This window comes from Aestuariimicrobium sp. Y1814 (assembly GCF_050113895.1).
In the GTDB taxonomy this organism is placed as follows: Bacteria; Actinomycetota; Actinomycetes; order Propionibacteriales; family Propionibacteriaceae; genus Aestuariimicrobium.
This window is the reverse complement of sequence record NZ_JBNJRW010000010.1, coordinates 15116-31268: the sequence shown is the minus strand read 5'-3', so window position 1 is coordinate 31268 and position 16153 is coordinate 15116. Positions and strand designations below refer to the sequence as shown.

Genomic DNA, 16153 nt, shown 5'->3' with positions numbered 1-16153 from the left:
CCTATGCCTCGACGTCCTCGTCGTCTTGGGCCGAGGCATCGTCGGCTGCGGGTCCATCGTCAGTAGCGTCGGAGTCTCCTGCGTCTGCTTCCTCAGCACTGGCCACTGCGGCAGTCGTCGCGACATGCGTGGCGATGACCGTCGCGTCGAGCAACGACACCAATGCCTGCACCAGATCGGCTCCACTGAAGTCCTGGAATCGGGAGACCCGCAGACGGCTCGGCCAACGCGTCAACTCGCTCGGCGGCGTCGCCCAGGTTGCTGCCGCCGGCCCCCTCGATGCGACGTTGACATTGAGGACAGCAGCCAGACCTTCGTCGTCATCGGTGAACGAGAGCGTCAGCGTCCCCAGCACGCGGTTGTCGAGTGCAACCGCCAGGGACTCCAGTGCGCTGTCGACATCGGCCGTATTGAGGTGCCAGAAGACGGACTGGCCAAGCAAGAAGTCTCGGCCCAAGACGAACTCGATGCGGCGGTTGAGGCTCTCCAGGATTGCTATGGCAACAGACGCAACGTGCTCCCCTGTGGCCCACGTGGTCGGGTCATCCAGGACCACCCCGACGTCGTCTGGCTTGAGCTCGTTGCGGAGAGCCTCCAGATCCGGATCGACGTGAAGGATGCTGAAACGGCGACGGAGCGCAGCGTCCAGCGGGGCCACAGAACGGTCGGCGGAGTTCATGGCGGCGAGGACGTGGAGATCCGTCGGTAGGGAGGTCGTGGAACCTAGCGGGCCGAGACTGGTCCCTGGCTTCAGGTGCACGTACGGAGTGTCGATAGACGCAACGTCACGTTTATCCCGATCGAGAAGCGCCAGCGTGTCACCGAAGATCGCAGCAGCATTGCCCCGGTTGAACTCATCCAGGACAAGCAGAGCCTTGTTGTCCGGAGCGGTCGAGGCGAACTGCGCCAACTCCAACAGAGGGCCGACCTTGGGGCTGACAGTGACTACGCCCGTCGGGTTGCCACTGGCGTCCTTGACCACTTCCGGCAGCAGGCCCATAACGAAGTGCTCGTAGGCGTACGAGGGATGGAAGAGCAGCGACGCCAAGCGGCGACTTCCCTGGGGAGGCATTGCTCCGCTCCCGAACGCAGCGTGCAGCACGTCCGGATCAAACGTCACACCAGACGGAGGCGTGCTTGAGTACAACGCCGCAACCTTCTCCATCGCGACTGTCTTGCCAGTGCCCGGCGGCCCGACGAGCAGAACGTTGGGGCTGTCCTCGAAGGCTGCCAAGATGCGCTGCACAAGGGTGTCGGTCATTGCGGCTCCTGCTCTGTACTCCACGACGCCCATCACCTGGTTGCTCCGGAAGCCTTGGGCCACCTGCTTAACCTCGGGCGGCACCAGATCCCACGACGCACCTGCGTGGGCAGCCGAGGGGTTCTCGAAGACCACCCGGGCATGCAGGATGGAGCCTTCGCCAGCGAGATGAACGCCCAAGAGCCATGGATGCTCGCCGGTTGCCACGATCCTGGCGAACTCTTGGTCGGCCAGTTGGGGCGTCCCAAGGTTGGGAGTGCCTGCCAAGACTTCGACGTCCCCGGGCTGCGGCGACGGCTTCAGCCGCCAGGGTGCGGGCGGCCTATTCTTCGGCCAAGACAGATCCTTGCGAACCATGATCTTGTCGTGTTGCCGAAGGGCCCCATCGACTTCACCCCCGGGCCATCTCCACTTGATCGGGACCAACCCGTCCTCGACTGGCGGAACCTTCCCGAGGACACGCTCCAAGACCTGTGAGCCTGGGGTATCGGGCTGGAGGTAGTCCTTCGAGTACGACTGGTCCTTCTTCCCGGTCGCAGGGTCGACAGTCGAGCCTGTCATCGGGTCGCGCCCGTACACTGGCTTGAATACTGAGGCCGCCTCCATCTTCCAGATGAAGATGGCGTCGACGGGCTGTGCGGTCACGCTCGCTTCCCGATGATCAGCGCCTCAGGCGAGTCCAGCGCCTCGACGTCACGGCGATTCTGCGCAGCCACGGAGCGGCGAGTCGTGAAGCGCACGATGTCACAGCCCGGGAACAGGTCACGGACTTGCGGGGTGTCACGATTGGACATAACCCAGTGGACCCCGCGCTCGGTGAGTCCGTGACAGAGCTCGGCCAGCTCGCCGAGGTCCGGCGCCCTGAAGCGCTTCTCGGTGTACAGGTAGAACTTCGAGGTATCCGAGATGGGCAGGTACGGAGGATCGAGATAGACGAAGTCACCAGCATGAGGCTTCTCAAGGGAGTCGCGGAAGTCCATGTTCGTGATCGTCGCCCCGATTAGCGCGTCACTGATCCGGAACAGCGTGTCCTCATCGATGCCCCGGAACGGACGGTCACCCCACGGGACGTTGAACTGCCCGAACTTGTTGACCCGCCACAGGCCGTTCCAGGCAGTCTGGTTGAGGTAGATGAAGCGCGCCGCCTGTTGGGTGCGGTTCTCTGGCTCCGCCGAGCGCTGCTCGTAGTAGAAGTCCTTGGAGTCCCGCTCGTGGTACCACTCCAGCGCGGCGTAGAGAGCCGCAGGGTCCTCCTGCACACGTTGCCAGACGTTGATGAGGATGTCGTTTAGGTCGTGCAGATGCGGCGTCCCTGTCATCCGTTCGCGCACCGCGAAGAACATCGCACCGCCACCCAGGAACGGCTCATGGTAGTTGTCGAACGAGGCCGGGACGTGCGGCAAGATGCGCGCCAGCAGCCGCCCCTTGCCGCCTGCCCACTTCAGAAACGGGCGCAGTGGGGGCGCAGAGATGTCCTCGTGGGGAGCGGCTGTCATGCGCCTGAGCCTATTGGCAACGTACGACGAATACGGGGAACGACATGATCTCTAAACCAATCTGAGCGTGGACTCTCTGACCTCACGGTGCGCCTGTCGGGTTCTGTCAGCGGTCGCTGGTTCACTGAGCCGCATGACCATCTCGACCCACCTCACCTGGCCGAACCGGGACCAGCTTCTCGTCGCTCGCGGCGAGACGGAGTACGCCTGGGTCGATCCAGCCGAGCAGTGCCTGCTTGGGTTGGAGGTCACCGATGTCGCCGTTAGAGGTGAGGACGGACCGACTGGCACAGTCGTCTGCGGCGACGGTCTCGATGCGCTCGATGCGCTCGCCGCACGAGGATCCCTGCGCCAGAACTCGATCCGATGTGTCTACATCGATCCGCCGTTCGGCACCGGCAAGCGGTTCGGGCACTATTCAGACGCCCTCGCCGAGAGCACTTGGCTGTCGATGATGCGCGACCGGCTATCTGCGCTGCGTCCATACCTCGCCGACGACGCGTCCGTCTGGGTGCACCTTGACGAGACGATGAGCCACAAGGCGCGTCTCATCCTCGATGAGGTCTTCGGCGCCGACGCCTACGTCGCGACTGTGGTTTGGCAGAAGCGCCTGACGGTCGAGTCCCGAACGGCCATCTCGTTCGCCCACGACCCAATCCTCGTGTACGCCCCGTCCGGCCAGAAGGCATGGAAGCGCACGCGCAACCGAGTGCCTGGCGGTGTCGAAGCCTCCAACCGCGACGGGGACCCTCGCGGACCGTGGCGCGATGCGCCATTCACCGCCCCGGGCTTCCGAGCTGGCCAGCAGTACGTGATCACCAATCCCGCCGGCCACGAACTGCGCCCGCCGCGTGGCCGCTCGTGGTTTGCCACCGAGCCGACCTTCCGTCGTCTACTCGACGAGGATCGCATCTGGTGGACCAAGGGTGGATCTGGTCAGCCACGCATGAAGAACTTCGACATAGACGCACTCCAAGTACCAAGCACTCTATGGAACGGGCGTGAGGTCGGCACCAACGACGACGCCAAGCGGCACCTCGCCAACCTCTTTCCCGACTCAGGAACCGTCTTCGACACCCCGAAGCCGGAAGCGCTGCTCCAGCGCATCCTGCACATCTCGACCAACCCGGGCGACTTGGTTGTCGACATTTTCGGTGGATCAGGAACCACCGCCGCTGTGGCCCACAAGATGGGGCGACAGTGGATCACGTCGGAGCGACTGGTCGAAACGGTGTCCTCGGTGCTTCTTCCTCGGCTGGAAACGGTGGTCTCAGGGAGCGACACCGGAGGTATCTCCGAGTCGGTCGCTTGGAGCGGAGGCGGAGCCTTTGAGGTGCTGCAGGTCGCGCCCCGGCTGGGAAACGTGCCCGAACTCTGCTCACGGTTGTCGACACGACGAGGAGCACTACTCGCTGGCTGACTTTCTTGCTCAGCTCAGCCGTAATGACACCGCCTGACGGGTGACCCCAAGGCGACGTCCGATTTCGGCGTTGTTTACTCCCCCTGCGTGCCAGCGATGAGGGCTGCCACCTGCTCGGCGGTGAGTTGCCCGCGGGAACGAATCTGGACCCCGGCGAACCTCAAATGGTCGAGCACGGTGTTGTCAGCGACACCGTACTTCCGTGCGATGAGGATGCACCCCATGCCTGCCTCATAGTCCGCGACGATCGCCCCAATCTCCTCGGCCATGAGTCGACGCACACGCGTCACAGCCGTCAGCTCAGGAGCCTTCCACGGCTCTGCTCGTTGGCACTCCTCGGCCCTGGCTCGTGCTCGGGCGATCCCCGCCTCTGTTGCCGACAGTTTCGAGTACCGTCCCAACACCTCCGCCACGACGGCCCCCGGTTGCGACCGGGGGCCTTTGTCGTCCGCCGTGGCAGTCTGCTTGCAAAGTGCTAGCATGGCCACATGACAACCCTGTACATCCGTGAGGTGCCCGAAGATGTGGCGGAGACACTCAAGGAGCGCGCCGCCCTCGAGGGAATGTCGCTGTCCGCCTACGTGGCCGCAGAGTTGACGCGGTGGGCCGCACGTCCCAGCAACCAGCAGATGGTAGAACGGCTGCGATCCCTTGACCGCACCTCAGGGCCGACGAGCCAGGACATCGTGACCACAGTCCGCCAGGGTCGTCCATGATCGTCATCGACGCCTCGGCGATGGTCGAGGCCTTGGTCGGACGACAGCCAAGCGACGAACCCCTGGAAGCCCTGGCCGGGGACGTGGACGCACCACACCTGCTCGACGTGGAGGTCCTGTCCGCACTGCGCGGCCTGTTGCTCGGCGGCAGGCTCAGCACGACCCTGGCAGAGCAGGCGCTCCAGAACTTCCAGTCAATGAGCATCACACGGCACCCCATGACTACGCTGACCGGGCGCGTCTGGCAGCTGAGGCACCAGTTCACGACCTACGACGCCAGCTACATCGCCCTCGCCGAGGCCCTCGGAGCGCCGCTGTACACCTGCGACGCCAAGCTGGCCACCCGCGGCCACACTGCCGACGTGCGTCTGCTCGACTGATTCCTCCTCAGCTGGTCGAGCCGTCCTCGCGGGGCGCGGGTGAGGCCACCAGGACGATGTCGTACATGCGCCACTCGGACTTGTCGGCCCCGCGCTGCTCGGCCGCGGCCTGGGCCAGCTTCAACTGCTTCTCGGTGGCAGCGCCGACCGCCCCCAGCACCTGGTCGAACTCCGCGGGCGGCAGCCAGGCCGAGGCGAACGACAGCGCCGGCTTCGACCCCTCCGGCAGGTCCGACTGCAACGCCTGGTCCAGGGCACGTTCCACCACCTGCCTGATGTGGGTGAACAACTGCGGCGCCTGACCCGGGTCGTCGATCTCGTACCTGGCATGGGCGGTCTGCCACCAGCGTTCGCGCTTGTCCTGGCCGACCCCGGTGGCCTCGGTGACCAGTCCGGCCCGGGCCAGGATGCGCAGGTGGTACGAAACCGCATTCGGCGCCAGCCCCAGCGGCTCGCCGAGATCGGTCGCGCGCAGCGGCCCCTGGTAGGCCAGCAGCGTCATGATCCGGATGCGGGTCGGGTGGGCGACGGCACGCAACTGCTCCATGTTCGGGCTCTCCACGCCACCATCCTCCCAAACACCCCAGAATCCCGCAACACATTTTGCGCAATGTCTATTGCGCAATGACTGTTGCAGACCTACCCTGAGGTCATGACGACAACGACGACACCGACCACCCCCGTGCGGCTGTTCGGCAACCGCGACTACCTGCTGTGGTGGGGCGGCGACACCGGCTCGGCCCTGGGTGCCGCCATCCAGGGTTTCGCCCTGCCGCTGGTGGCCGTGCTGGTCACCGGGTCGGTGGGCGTTGGCGGTCTGGTGGCCACCGCCTACCTCGGCGCCGCCCTGCTGCTCGGCCTGCCCGGCGGGGTGCTGGTCGACCGGGTCGACCGGCGCCAGCTCCTGGCGTGGCAGGCCATCTCGGGGCTGGTGGTCTGGGGCGTGCTCGCGGCGCTGGTCGCCACGGGCAGCGTCACCACCGCGGCGCTGGCCGTGCTGGCGGTGCTCGGGGGCATCCGCGCCGGGCTGTTCACCTCGCTGACCAATGCCTGCCTGCAACAGGTGGTCACCACCGAGCAGATCCCGACGGCCACCAGCGCCAACCAGGGCCGCGACGCCGTCGTCGGCCTGCTGGGCTCACCCCTGGGTGGCGTGTTGCTGGGGTTCGGGCCGGCCGTCCCGTTCGCCGCGGCGGCGCTGCTGTCGTTGTCGACGCTGCCTGCAGCCATGGGCGTGCGTGCGTCGCTGGACCCCGGTCGCACCGAGCACGCCAGCCCGCTGGCCGACCTGCGTGAAGGACTCGTCCACGCCTGGCGCATTCCCGTGCTGCGGGCCCTGATCTCGGTCGCACTGCTGGTCAACCTGGCCCTGGGCGGCCTGCTCACCACCGTACTGTTCACCATGCTGCAGGAGGGCGTTCCCGGGTGGCAGCTGGGCCTGGTCGAGGGCTTCGCCGGGGTGGGCATGCTGGTGGGTGCCATCGCCGCCCCGACCCTGGCCCACCGCCTGCGCGGCGGCCTGGTGGTCCCGGCCGGGTTGGTCTGGATCGCCCTGTTCGGCTCCCTGCTGGCACTGCGCCTGGACCTGCGGCAGCTCGGGCTGGTGACGGGCCTGGTCGGTCTCGGGGTCGCCCCGGTCAACGCCATCATGGGCGGCATCGTCACCACGATCGTCCCGGCAGACAAGCTCGGGCGAGTCACCTCGGTGGCTGCCACCGGCGCGATGGCCCTGGGTTCCCTGGCGCCCGCCCTGGCCGGCTGGGGGCTGACCGAATGGGGTCACAGCCCGACGGCCATCGCCTTCGTCGTCCTGCTCATGGCCGGCGCCGGGCTCACCCTGGCCAGCCGACCGCTGCGCACGATCCCCACTGCGAAGAACTGGACCGGCATTCCCCTGGCCGGCTGAGGTGACCCAGCAACGTCCATCAACCGGGGCCGAGGGGCGGCCCATCGGCCGATCGAGCCGAGTTGATGGACATTACTGGTGCGACCACCAGCGCTGTGCAGTAACCCGGCATGGGGGTCTCCACGCGCAGGGGGACCCCCTCGGCCGCACCCGGACCGGCCTTGAACCGGGCCTCCGACTCCACCCAGGCGGCACACTCGGCCGGGCTCGCGAACCGGTCGGCGCGCTCGACGTCGACCCCCACCGGCGCCCCCATGCAGGTCGCCACCACCACCAGCAGCCCGGCGTGGGCCAGCGACAGGTGCGGCCCCCGCCCGTCGGCGACCACCGGACGACCGTGCTGGGCGCCACACCCGTCACAGGTGCGACTCACCTCGACCACGCTGTCGGGCGGGGCACCACGCACGGTCCGCACCGCCTCCTGCAGCAGCAGTGCTCCGACCAGGCGGCGGCCCCTGGCGGCCTGGTCGGACAGCTCGTCGAGCCGGGCCCGTTCGGCTGCGGGCAGCGTCGCGGCGGTGGCGATGTCGGCCGCCCTCAGGTCTGCCCACCACAGCCGCACACCCCGCGGCAGATCAATTGACAACTGTCCCCTTGTCTAATTCAGTCGGGTAAGGCTACCCTAACCGAGTGCATGACCTCCTGAGCCGTCCGGCTCGCACCGGGTTCTCCCCGCTGCCGCCCACCGGCAGTGTCGATCCCCGTCGGCCGGCCCTGGTCGACGTCGACGGCTCAGTGGTCGACCACGGCACCCTGCGTGCCCGGGTGGATGACCTGGCCGCGGCCCTCCCCCACAGCCTGGCCGGGCGCCTGCTCGCCCACGTCAGACTGCGACCCACCGTCGAGGACATCGTGGCCTGGTTCGCGGTGCTGGAGGCGGGCCATGTCGGCATCATCACCGACACCTGGCCCGCCGACCTGTCCCTGGCCGGTGGCCGCATCGAGCACCTGACCGGTGCCCCGCGGCACCTGCTGCACCCCGACCTGGCGGTGCTGTTGAGCACCTCGGGCAGCACGAACTCCCCCAAGCTGGTGCGCCTGTCCCACGACAACATCACCAGCAATGCCCGGGGCATCGCCACCGCCCTCGACCTGGGCCCCGACGACCGGGGCATCACCAGCCTGCCGCTGCACTACACCTTCGGGCTGTCGGTGCTGCACAGCCACCTCACCGTCGGTGCCGCCGTGACCCTCAGCGAGGCCTCGGTGCTCGACGAGGTGTTCTGGCGCCAGGTCGACGAGGGGGTCACCACGCTGGCGGTCGTCCCCCACATGGTCGAACTGATGGAGACCACCGGGGTCCTCCACCGCCCCCACCCGAGCCTGCGCCTGGTCACCCAGGCCGGCGGACGACTGGCCCCCGACCGGGTCAAGCGCACCGCGGCACTGGGCCGGCGCCACGGCTGGGGCCTGTCGGTCATGTACGGCCAGACCGAGGCGACCGCGCGCATCACTGTGCAGCCAGCCGAGTACGCCATCGCGAGCCCGGCCACCGTCGGGCGACCCCTGCCGGGCACCACGATCACGATCGACACCACGGTCCCCGGCGCCGACCCGCGCACCGGCAGCGGCGAGGTGATCGTCCGCGGCCCCGGCGTCATGATGGGCTACGCCGAACACCCCGACGAACTGGCCCTCGGCCCCATGCTGGACGAACTGCGCACCGGCGACCTGGGCGTGCTGCGCGACGGGCTGCTGCAGGTGACCGGCCGGCGCTCCGGCTTCGTGAAGGTACTGGGGCTGCGCATCGACCTGGCCCGGGTCGAGGCCGCGCTCGAGGCGGACGACCTGGTCTGTTGCGTCACCGGGGACGACACCGGCTTGCGGGTGGCCGTCGAACCGGTCCCCGACGAACCCGCGGAGCAGACCGACACCCGGGCCCGCCGGCTCGCGGCCCACGCCAGCAGCCTGGGCGTCGCGCAGGTGCGGGTGGCCGTCGTCGCGCTGGCCCGGCTGGCCAACGGCAAGGTCGACCGTGCCGGCTGCGATGCCCTGGTCCGCAGCAGCGAGACCACCCGGCCCGAGACCACCCAGTCAACAGCCACCCGCGTCGCCACCGTGCTCGGCGACCTGCTCGGGGGCGACGGGATTGACCTCACCCAGTCCTTCGTCAGCCAGGGCGGCGACTCGCTCAGCCACGTCCAGGCCGGCGCCGTGCTCACCGACCTGCTGGGCGACCTGCCCGCCGATTGGCACCACCGTCGCCTCGACGACCTCGTCCGCGCCGCCGCACCCGCAGGCGCCGGCCCACAGCCGGGGGCCCGGCGCACCCGCCCGGTCGAGACCTCGGTGGTGCTGCGCGCCCTGGCCGTGGTCATGATCGCCGGCTCCCATGCCCACCTGTTCCGACTGCCGGGCGGGGCGCACGCCCTGCTGGCGGTGGCCGGGTACAGCGCCGGCATGTTCGGCCTGTCGCTGGCCACCACTCGCCTGCGCTGGCGCTCCACCGGGCGACTGCTGCTGGGCATCGCCATCCCCACCATGGCCGTGGCCGCCTTCGGCATGGTCACCGGCCGCTACGGGCTGGCGAACCTGCTGCTGGCCAACTGGGCGACCGGTGACGTGAACCGGCTGCAGCGCAACGAGCTGTGGTTCGTCGACGCGCTGGTGTTGTGCCTGCTGGTCACCACCGCCCTGCTGTCGGTGCCGGCGCTGCGCCGAGGCTGGCAGTCGCACCCCTGGCGGGTGGCGTTCGGGCTGCTGTTGGTGGGCCTGGTCGCCCGGTTCACGATCCTGGGTTTGTTCGAGGGAACCCTGCGCGGCATCATGCCCACTGTGTTCTTCCTGTTCGCCGCCGGCCTGGCCCTGTCCCGGGCCACCACCGTGAACCAGCGGCTGCTCACCCTGGCCGCCGCCGCGGTGGGGGTGGTGGACTTCTTCCCCGGTGACGCGCTGCGCAACGGGCTGATCCTGGCCGGCATCACGGCGCTGGCCCTGGTCGCCCGGGTGCCGGTGCCCACCCGCCTCGTCAAGCCGGTCACGGTGCTGGCTGCCGCGAGCCTGCACATCTACCTGGTCCAGTTCCACATCCTTGACTGGCTCGGACGACCCCTGCTCGGCACCTGCCTGGCCCTGGCAGCCGGTGTGCTGCTGTGGCGCCTGACCGCCCGACCCACCCAACGACTGCAGCAACTCCTGCTGCCGGCCACCCCACAAGAAGGACCACGACCGTGACCACGACCCTGTCCCGCCGCCTGTTGCTGACCTCGCTGGCCGTCACCCCGCTGGCACTGGCCGCCTGCAGTTCCGACTCCGGTGATGAGTTCACGGCCGACCCCGAGGCGCTGCAGATCTACTCCAGCCAGCACCAGAACCTCACCGAGGCGTGGGCCGCGGCGTTCACCGCCAAGACCGGCATCAAGACCCAGGTCCGCGCCGGCCAGGATTCCTCGATGGGCCACCAGATCGTCCAGGAAGGGGAGCGCTCCCCCGCCGACGTCTTCCTCACCGAGAACTCCCCGGCCATGACCCTGGTGCAGCGGGCGGGCCTGCTGGCGCCGGTCGAGGCCGCCACCCTGGCCCAGGTGCCCGAGCAGATGGTGCCCTCCACCAAGGACTGGATGGCCATCGCCGCCCGGTCGACGGTGCTGGTGTGGAACACCTCGACCATCACCGAGGCCGAACTCCCCTCGTCCATGATGGACCTGGCCGATGCCGCCTGGAAGGACCGTTGGGGCTGCGCCCCCGGCGGCGCCGACTTCCAGGCGATCGTCGCCGGCATGCTCGCCGACCGCGGTGAGGAGCAGACCGCCGCCTGGCTCAAGGCCCTCGAGGCCGGCGCCACCGTCTACCAGAACAATGTCGCCACCATGAAGGCCGTCAACGCCGGTGAAGTGCCCGTCGGCATCATGTACCACTACTACTGGTACCGCGACCAGGCCGGCACCAAGGAGGGCTCTGCCAATACCAGGCTGCACTACTTCGGCAAGAAGGACCCCGGTGCCTTTGTGTCCCTGTCGGCCGGCGGCGTGCTGAAGAGCAGCGACCGACCCGACCAGGCCCAGCAGTTCCTGGCCTTCGTCACCTCCCCCGAGGGGCAGCAGGAACTGGTCACCTCGAAGTCCATGGAGTACGCCGTCGGCAACGGGGTGGCCTCCGACCCGGCCCTGCCGCCGCTGGACAGCCTCGATGCGCCGCCCGTCGATCCCTTCACCCTCAACTCCGAGCAGGTCACCCGACTGATGACTGATGCCGGCATCCTCTGAACACCGGTGGCTCCAGGTGGCCGCCGCGCTGGTGGCCGTCCTGGTGCTGTTGCCGATCGTGGTGGTGCTCACCTCCGCGGTCGGCGACGGTGGCCCGCAGGCCGCGATCGACTACCTGTTCCGGCCCCGAATCGGGCGGCTGCTGACCAACACGGTGTGGCTGATGCTGCTCACCGTGCCCGGTGCGGTCGTGCTGGGCATCGGCGCCGCCTGGCTGGTCGAACGCACCGACCTGCCCGGCGCCGGCATCTGGCGCACCCTGATGTTGGCGCCGCTGGCGATCCCCGCCTTCGTGTCGAGCTACGCCTGGGTCTCGTGGCAGCCGGGCCTGGTCGGCCTCGGGGGCGCCGCGCTGGTGACCACGCTGGCGTACTTCCCGTTCGTGTTCCTGCCCGTCGCCGCGCTGTTGCGCACCCTGGACGCGGGTGAGGAGGAGGTTGCCCGCTCCCTGGGCCTAGGACCGTTCAGCGCCTTCTGGCGCACGGTGCTGCCGCGGCTTCGACCGGCGGTCAGCGGCGGTGCACTGCTGGTCGCATTGCACCTGCTGGCCGAGTTCGGGGTGCTGTCGATGATGCGCTACCAGACCTTCACCACCGCGATCCTGCAGCAGTACGCGGTCGGGTTCAGCAGCCAGCAGGGATCCCTGCTGGCGTCGGTACTGTTGCTGCTGTGCCTGCTGCTGCTCACCGCCGAGATGCTCCTGAGGGGTCGCGGACGAGTGGCCAGGCTGGGCTCGGGAGCGCTGCGGCGCCCCGCCCCGCTGCCCCTGGGCAACTGGCGTTGGCCGTCCCTGGCGGCGTTGGCCGGGCTGGTCGGCCTGTCGGTGCTGGTGCCGGTGGTGATGGTGGTCCGCTGGCTCGTGGTGGGCACCAGCCAGCGCGGCCGCGGCCATGCCGACCTGTGGCAGGTCACCGGCACCACCCTGGGGTTGGCATTGCTCGGTGGGCTGGTGGCGGTGGTCCTGGCCCTGCCGGTCGCACTACTGCTCAACCGTCGCCACGGCCTGCTGGCGGTGCTGCTGGAACGGGCCACCTACATCGCCAGTGCGCTGCCGGGGGTGGTGGTGGCGTTGGCGCTGGTGACCCTGGCGGTGCGGTGGGTGCCCGGCATCTACCAGACCGTCACCCTGCTGGTGCTGGCCTACGCCATCCTGTTCCTGCCCCGCGCCACGGTCTCCCTGCGCTCGGGACTGGCGGCGGCCCCACCCGAACTGGCCGAGGCTGCCCGCTCCCTGGGACTGGCCGGCCCGGGTGTGCTCGGCCGGGTCGTGCTGCCGCTGGCGGCCCCCTCGGTGCTGGCCGGGTTCGTGCTGGTGGCCCTGGCCATCTCGACCGAGTTGACGGCCACCCTGTTGCTGGCTCCCTCGGGCACCAACACGCTCGCGCTGGCATTCTGGGCTGCCAGCGACGAACTGGACTATGCCGCCGCCGCACCCTATGCGGCGGTCATGATTGCCCTGTCAGTGCCGCTCACCGTGGTGCTGCGACGACAGATCACCGGGGAGAGGTGAGCCGATGAGCACACTCGAGGTCCACGACCTGAGGGCGGGCTACGGCCACACCGAGGTACTGCACGGGGTGAGCCTCACTGTGGCCGAGGGTCGGACGACGGCGGTGCTGGGCGATTCCGGTTCCGGCAAGACCACCCTGCTGCGGGCGGTCGCCGGCTTCCTGCGGCCGACCGGCGGCCAGGTCACCATCGGCTCACGGGTGGTCAGCAGCGGCCGCACCTGGGTGGCGCCCGAACGGCGCGGCATCGGCTACGTCCGCCAGGAGGGCGGGTTGTTCCCGCACCTGTCGGTGGCCGGGAACATCAGCTTCGGGCTGCCCCGCCCGGGCTGGTCACGCCGCGAACGCGGGCACCGCGACCGGGTGCTGGAACTGCTCGAACTGGTCGAACTGCCAGCCGAGCTCGCCGAACGGCGCCCCGCGGAACTGTCCGGGGGCCAGCAGCAGCGGGTGGCGCTGGCCCGGGCCCTGGCCCCCGAACCTGCGCTCGTCCTGCTCGACGAGCCGTTCTCGTCGCTGGACACCGGCCTGCGCGCCAGCACCCGTGAGGCGACGGCCAGGGCCCTGCGGGCCAGCGGGGCGACCGTGGTGCTGGTGACCCATGACCAGTCCGAGGCCCTCTCGTTCGCCGACGAGATCGCGGTGCTGCGCAGCGGGCAGGTACGCCAGGTCGCCGAACCGCGCACCATCTACGGTGAACCCGCCGACCCGCAGGTGGCCACCTTCATGGGTGATGCCGTCCTGCTGGCCGGCGAGACCGCCGGCCAGCAGGTGCGTTGCGCAATCGGCCTGCTGCCGGTGGTGGGGTTCATCCCCCGCGGGCAGGTCGACGTGCTGCTGCGCCCGGAGCAGCTGCGGCTGACCCAACCCGGGCAGGGGCTGGCCGACGGCTACGTTTCGCGGGTCGACTTCTACGGCCACGACGCGCTGGTCACCCTGCAGCTGGCCCGGGTCGACCCGGAGTTCAGCGAGTCGACCACCGCCATCCTGGCCCGGGTGCGGGGCCACCAGACCCCTGAGGTGGGTCAGCTGGTGGGCCTCGACCTGGTCAACCCGGTGCGTGTGTTCAGCCGCTGAGGTTCACAGGCCCTGCTCGGCCAGCCAGTCGCGGGCGACCTGGTCGGAGCCCAGCTTCTCGTCGACCGAGCGGGCGTTCAGCTTCTGCAGCTCGGTGGCTGACAGGGCGGCGTTGACCTTGGCGATCGCCTCAGCCGCGGCCTCGTCCACCTTCGAGCTGACCACCGGCACCACGTTCTGCGGCAGGATCAGGTTCTGCGGGTCCTCGAGGACCACCAGGTCCTCCTTGGCGATGACCGGGTCGGCGGTGTAGATGTCAGCCACCTGCACGTCACCGTCGAGCAGCGCCTTGACGGTCAGCGGGCCACCGGAGTCCTCGACCGGGACCACTTCGGCGTCGACCCCGTAGGTCTCCTTCAGCCCGGCCGGCCCATAGGGACGCGCGCTGAACTCGCTGTTGGCGGCGATCTTGATGGTGCCGCCGACCTTGGTCAGGTCGGCGATGCTGACCAGCCCGTGCTGGTCGGCGAAGGCCCTGGTCACGGTGTAGGAGTCCTGGTCGCTGGCATCGGCCGGGTCGAGCACCCGCAGCCCGTCCCCGAGTGCTGCGGTCAGGGCCGCCTGGATCGAGGCGGTGTCGGCGGCGGTCGATTCCTTGTCGAGGTACTGCAGCAGGTTGCCGTTGTACTCGGGGAAGACGTCGATCTTGCCGGACTGGATCTCGGGCAGGTAGACCTCGCGCTGGCCGATGTTGTACTGCCGGGTCACGCTCAGCCCGAGCTTCTCCAGCGACTGGGCGTAGAGCTCGGCGATGATCTCGTTGGAGTAGTAGGCCTGCGAGCCGACCACCAGCGCCCCGGCGGGGCCACTGGACGAGGGGTCACTGCTGAGTGGGTCGCTGGAGGAGCACCCGGCGAGGACGGCGAGCCCGGCCAGCGAGACGAAATGGCGACGGTTGAGCGTCATGACGGTTCCTTTCGGGTGATCACATGCGCCGGGGTGGCCATGCGTTGGAGGGTGAGGAAGACGACCTCACTGATGAGGGCCAGGCCGATGACCAGCAACGACGACGCCAGCATGACGTCGTACTGCTGGGTCTTCAGCCCGAGGAAGAGCAGCCTGCCCAGGCCGCCGGCGCCGACGTAGGCGGCCAGGGTGGCGGTGGCGATGATCTGCAGCAGGGCGGCCCGCAGCCCGCCGAGCAGCACCGGCATGCCCAGGGGCAGTTCCACCTGGGTGAGCACCTGCCACTCGGTCATGCCGGCGGCGCGGGCACCGTCGACCACGGCCCGGTCGACCCCCTGCAGCCCGGCGTAGGTGCCGGCCAGCACGCTGGGGATGCCGAGGATGACGAAGGCGAGCATCGGTGCGGTCAACCCGATGCCGAGCAGCAGGCCGAACAGGGTGACCAGGCCCAGGGTGGGCAGCGCCCGGGCGCCGCCGCTGAGGGCCACGGCCAGCCCCCGGCCTCGTCCGGTGTGGCCCACCCAGCAGCCCACCGGGATCGCGACCAGCGCGGACAATGCCAGCCCGACCAGGCTGTACCAGAGGTGTTCGGCGAGCAGCGCCCCGGCGCCGAGCGGGCCGGTCCAGTTGGTCGGGCTGGCGAGCCAGGCGAAGGCTTCGGCGAGGTAGTTCATGTCGTCGCCACCTTCTTCGCCGGGCTCGCCCACGGCAGGATCACTCGTCCGACCAGGGCCAGCAGCAGGTCGATCACCAGGGCCAGCACGAGGGTGGCGACCAGGCCGGTGACAATCTCTTCGACGATGCCGCGCTGGAAGCCGTCGGTGAACAACTGGCCCAGGCTCGGGATGCCGAGCACCGCCCCCACGGTCACCAGCGAGATGGTGCTGACCGCCACCACGCGCAGCCCGGCGAGCATGGTGGGCCCGGCCAGCGGCAGGTCGACGGTCAGGAAGCGGCGCAGCGGTGGGTGGCCGACGGCCACGGCCGCGTCGATCACCCGACGGTCGACCGCGGCCAGGGCGTCGACGGTGGCAGGCACCATCAGCGCCAGCCCGTACAGGGTCAGCGCGACGACCATGTTGACCTGGTCGCGGATGCCGGTGCCCAGCACCAGCGGCAGCACGATGAACAGCGGCAGCGAGGGGATGGCGTACATCAGCGACGAGGCCGACACCAGCGGCACCCGCAGCCAGCGCACCCGATTGGCCAGCCACGCCACCGGGATGGCCAGCAGCAGGCTGAACAGGATCGGCGGCAGCGAGAGCATCAGGTGGCGCA

Annotated in this window: 16 protein-coding genes; 8 read left to right on the top strand and 8 right to left on the bottom strand. The window is 69.3% G+C overall.

Annotated elements, in window-relative coordinates; translation table 11 throughout:
- Position 1 precedes the first annotated feature (1 nt).
- Complete coding sequence (locus ACQE3C_RS11725) at positions 2-1906, bottom strand: McrB family protein (protein ID WP_434539367.1); 1905 nt, start codon at positions 1904-1906, stop codon at positions 2-4.
- Positions 1903-2757: a DNA adenine methylase gene (locus ACQE3C_RS11720; RefSeq protein ID WP_434539366.1), complete on the bottom strand. Its 855-nt coding sequence runs from the start codon at positions 2755-2757 to the stop codon at positions 1903-1905. The genes ACQE3C_RS11725 and ACQE3C_RS11720 overlap by 4 nt, the downstream gene beginning before the upstream one ends.
- Positions 2758-2890: 133 nt before the next feature.
- Here ACQE3C_RS11720 and ACQE3C_RS11715 point away from each other — a divergent pair, with 133 nt between their 5' ends.
- Positions 2891-4177 carry a site-specific DNA-methyltransferase gene (locus ACQE3C_RS11715; protein ID WP_434539365.1) on the top strand — a complete coding sequence of 429 codons (1287 nt, stop codon included), beginning with the start codon at positions 2891-2893 and terminating at the stop codon, positions 4175-4177.
- A 74-nt stretch (positions 4178-4251) separates the two neighbouring features.
- Here the strand turns inward: ACQE3C_RS11715 and ACQE3C_RS11710 are convergent, their stop codons facing one another.
- On the bottom strand, positions 4252-4446 hold the full coding sequence (locus ACQE3C_RS11710; protein ID WP_434539364.1) for a hypothetical protein: 195 nt from the start codon (positions 4444-4446) through the stop codon (positions 4252-4254).
- Between the two features lie 219 nt (positions 4447-4665).
- Between ACQE3C_RS11710 and ACQE3C_RS11705 the strand changes: the two genes are divergently transcribed.
- Both ACQE3C_RS11705 and ACQE3C_RS11700 read left to right on the top strand, forming a co-directional pair.
- The gene (locus ACQE3C_RS11705) at positions 4666-4893 is read left to right on the top strand and encodes a FitA-like ribbon-helix-helix domain-containing protein (protein ID WP_434539363.1); all 228 of its coding nucleotides are present in this window, start codon (positions 4666-4668) and stop codon (positions 4891-4893) included.
- Positions 4890-5273, top strand: a complete 384-nt coding sequence (locus tag ACQE3C_RS11700; protein ID WP_434539362.1) for a type II toxin-antitoxin system VapC family toxin — start codon at positions 4890-4892, stop codon at positions 5271-5273. Before ACQE3C_RS11705 ends, ACQE3C_RS11700 begins: the two co-directional genes overlap by 4 nt.
- Positions 5274-5280: 7 nt before the next feature.
- Here ACQE3C_RS11700 and ACQE3C_RS11695 read toward each other — a convergent pair whose 3' ends face one another.
- Complete coding sequence (locus ACQE3C_RS11695) at positions 5281-5835, bottom strand: ArsR/SmtB family transcription factor (protein WP_434539361.1); 555 nt, start codon at positions 5833-5835, stop codon at positions 5281-5283.
- 90 nt (positions 5836-5925) lie between these two features.
- Between ACQE3C_RS11695 and ACQE3C_RS11690 the strand changes: the two genes are divergently transcribed.
- Positions 5926-7179 carry an MFS transporter gene (locus ACQE3C_RS11690; protein ID WP_434539360.1) on the top strand — a complete coding sequence of 418 codons (1254 nt, stop codon included), beginning with the start codon at positions 5926-5928 and terminating at the stop codon, positions 7177-7179.
- Between the two features lie 19 nt (positions 7180-7198).
- On the opposite strand, the gene ACQE3C_RS11685 is transcribed toward ACQE3C_RS11690, so the two are convergent.
- Positions 7199-7765 carry a 4'-phosphopantetheinyl transferase family protein gene (locus tag ACQE3C_RS11685; protein ID WP_434539359.1) on the bottom strand — a complete coding sequence of 189 codons (567 nt, stop codon included), beginning with the start codon at positions 7763-7765 and terminating at the stop codon, positions 7199-7201.
- A 44-nt stretch (positions 7766-7809) separates the two neighbouring features.
- On the opposite strand from ACQE3C_RS11685, the gene ACQE3C_RS11680 reads away from it, so the two are divergent.
- From ACQE3C_RS11680 to ACQE3C_RS11665, 4 genes are read left to right on the top strand one after another with little or no spacing between them, the layout of a single operon-like run.
- Entirely contained in the window at positions 7810-10353 is a 2544-nt protein-coding gene (locus ACQE3C_RS11680; RefSeq protein WP_434539358.1) for an AMP-binding protein, read from the top strand.
- Positions 10350-11384: an iron ABC transporter substrate-binding protein gene (locus ACQE3C_RS11675; RefSeq protein ID WP_434539357.1), complete on the top strand. Its 1035-nt coding sequence runs from the start codon at positions 10350-10352 to the stop codon at positions 11382-11384. The genes ACQE3C_RS11680 and ACQE3C_RS11675 overlap by 4 nt, the downstream gene beginning before the upstream one ends.
- Positions 11368-12894, top strand: coding sequence for an ABC transporter permease (locus ACQE3C_RS11670; RefSeq protein WP_434539356.1), 1527 nt, complete (start codon positions 11368-11370; stop codon positions 12892-12894). The genes ACQE3C_RS11675 and ACQE3C_RS11670 overlap by 17 nt, the downstream gene beginning before the upstream one ends.
- 4 nt (positions 12895-12898) lie before the next feature.
- Positions 12899-13969, top strand: coding sequence for an ABC transporter ATP-binding protein (locus tag ACQE3C_RS11665; RefSeq protein WP_434539355.1), 1071 nt, complete (start codon positions 12899-12901; stop codon positions 13967-13969).
- Positions 13970-13972: 3 nt separating this feature from the next.
- Here ACQE3C_RS11665 and ACQE3C_RS11660 read toward each other — a convergent pair whose 3' ends face one another.
- The 3 genes from ACQE3C_RS11660 to ACQE3C_RS11650 are packed head-to-tail and all read right to left on the bottom strand — an operon-like array spanning position 13973 to position 16142.
- On the bottom strand, positions 13973-14875 hold the full coding sequence (locus ACQE3C_RS11660; RefSeq protein WP_434539354.1) for an ABC transporter substrate-binding protein: 903 nt from the start codon (positions 14873-14875) through the stop codon (positions 13973-13975).
- Positions 14872-15549 carry an ABC transporter permease gene (locus ACQE3C_RS11655; RefSeq protein WP_434539353.1) on the bottom strand — a complete coding sequence of 226 codons (678 nt, stop codon included), beginning with the start codon at positions 15547-15549 and terminating at the stop codon, positions 14872-14874. Before ACQE3C_RS11655 ends, ACQE3C_RS11660 begins: the two co-directional genes overlap by 4 nt.
- A complete protein-coding gene (locus ACQE3C_RS11650) occupies positions 15546-16142 on the bottom strand; it encodes an ABC transporter permease (RefSeq protein WP_434539454.1) in 597 nt (198 codons plus the stop codon). Before ACQE3C_RS11650 ends, ACQE3C_RS11655 begins: the two co-directional genes overlap by 4 nt.
- Positions 16143-16153: the final 11 nt, after the last annotated feature.

Bases quoted from the DNA above. Each gene is read 5' to 3' on its own strand.
- ACQE3C_RS11720 (WP_434539366.1), bottom strand. From the start codon at position 2,757: ATGACAGCCGCTCCCCACGAGGACATCTCTGCGCCCCCACTGCGCCCG.
- ACQE3C_RS11715 (WP_434539365.1), top strand. From the start codon at position 2,891: ATGACCATCTCGACCCACCTCACCTGGCCGAACCGGGACCAGCTTCTC.
- ACQE3C_RS11710 (WP_434539364.1), bottom strand. From the start codon at position 4,446: ATGGCCGAGGAGATTGGGGCGATCGTCGCGGACTATGAGGCAGGCATG.
- ACQE3C_RS11705 (WP_434539363.1), top strand. From the start codon at position 4,666: ATGACAACCCTGTACATCCGTGAGGTGCCCGAAGATGTGGCGGAGACA.
- ACQE3C_RS11700 (WP_434539362.1), top strand. From the start codon at position 4,890: ATGATCGTCATCGACGCCTCGGCGATGGTCGAGGCCTTGGTCGGACGA.
- ACQE3C_RS11690 (WP_434539360.1), top strand. From the start codon at position 5,926: ATGACGACAACGACGACACCGACCACCCCCGTGCGGCTGTTCGGCAAC.
- ACQE3C_RS11670 (WP_434539356.1), top strand. From the start codon at position 11,368: ATGCCGGCATCCTCTGAACACCGGTGGCTCCAGGTGGCCGCCGCGCTG.
- ACQE3C_RS11665 (WP_434539355.1), top strand. From the start codon at position 12,899: ATGAGCACACTCGAGGTCCACGACCTGAGGGCGGGCTACGGCCACACC.
- ACQE3C_RS11660 (WP_434539354.1), bottom strand. From the start codon at position 14,875: ATGACGCTCAACCGTCGCCATTTCGTCTCGCTGGCCGGGCTCGCCGTC.
- ACQE3C_RS11655 (WP_434539353.1), bottom strand. From the start codon at position 15,549: ATGAACTACCTCGCCGAAGCCTTCGCCTGGCTCGCCAGCCCGACCAAC.
- ACQE3C_RS11650 (WP_434539454.1), bottom strand. From the start codon at position 16,142: ATGCTCTCGCTGCCGCCGATCCTGTTCAGCCTGCTGCTGGCCATCCCG.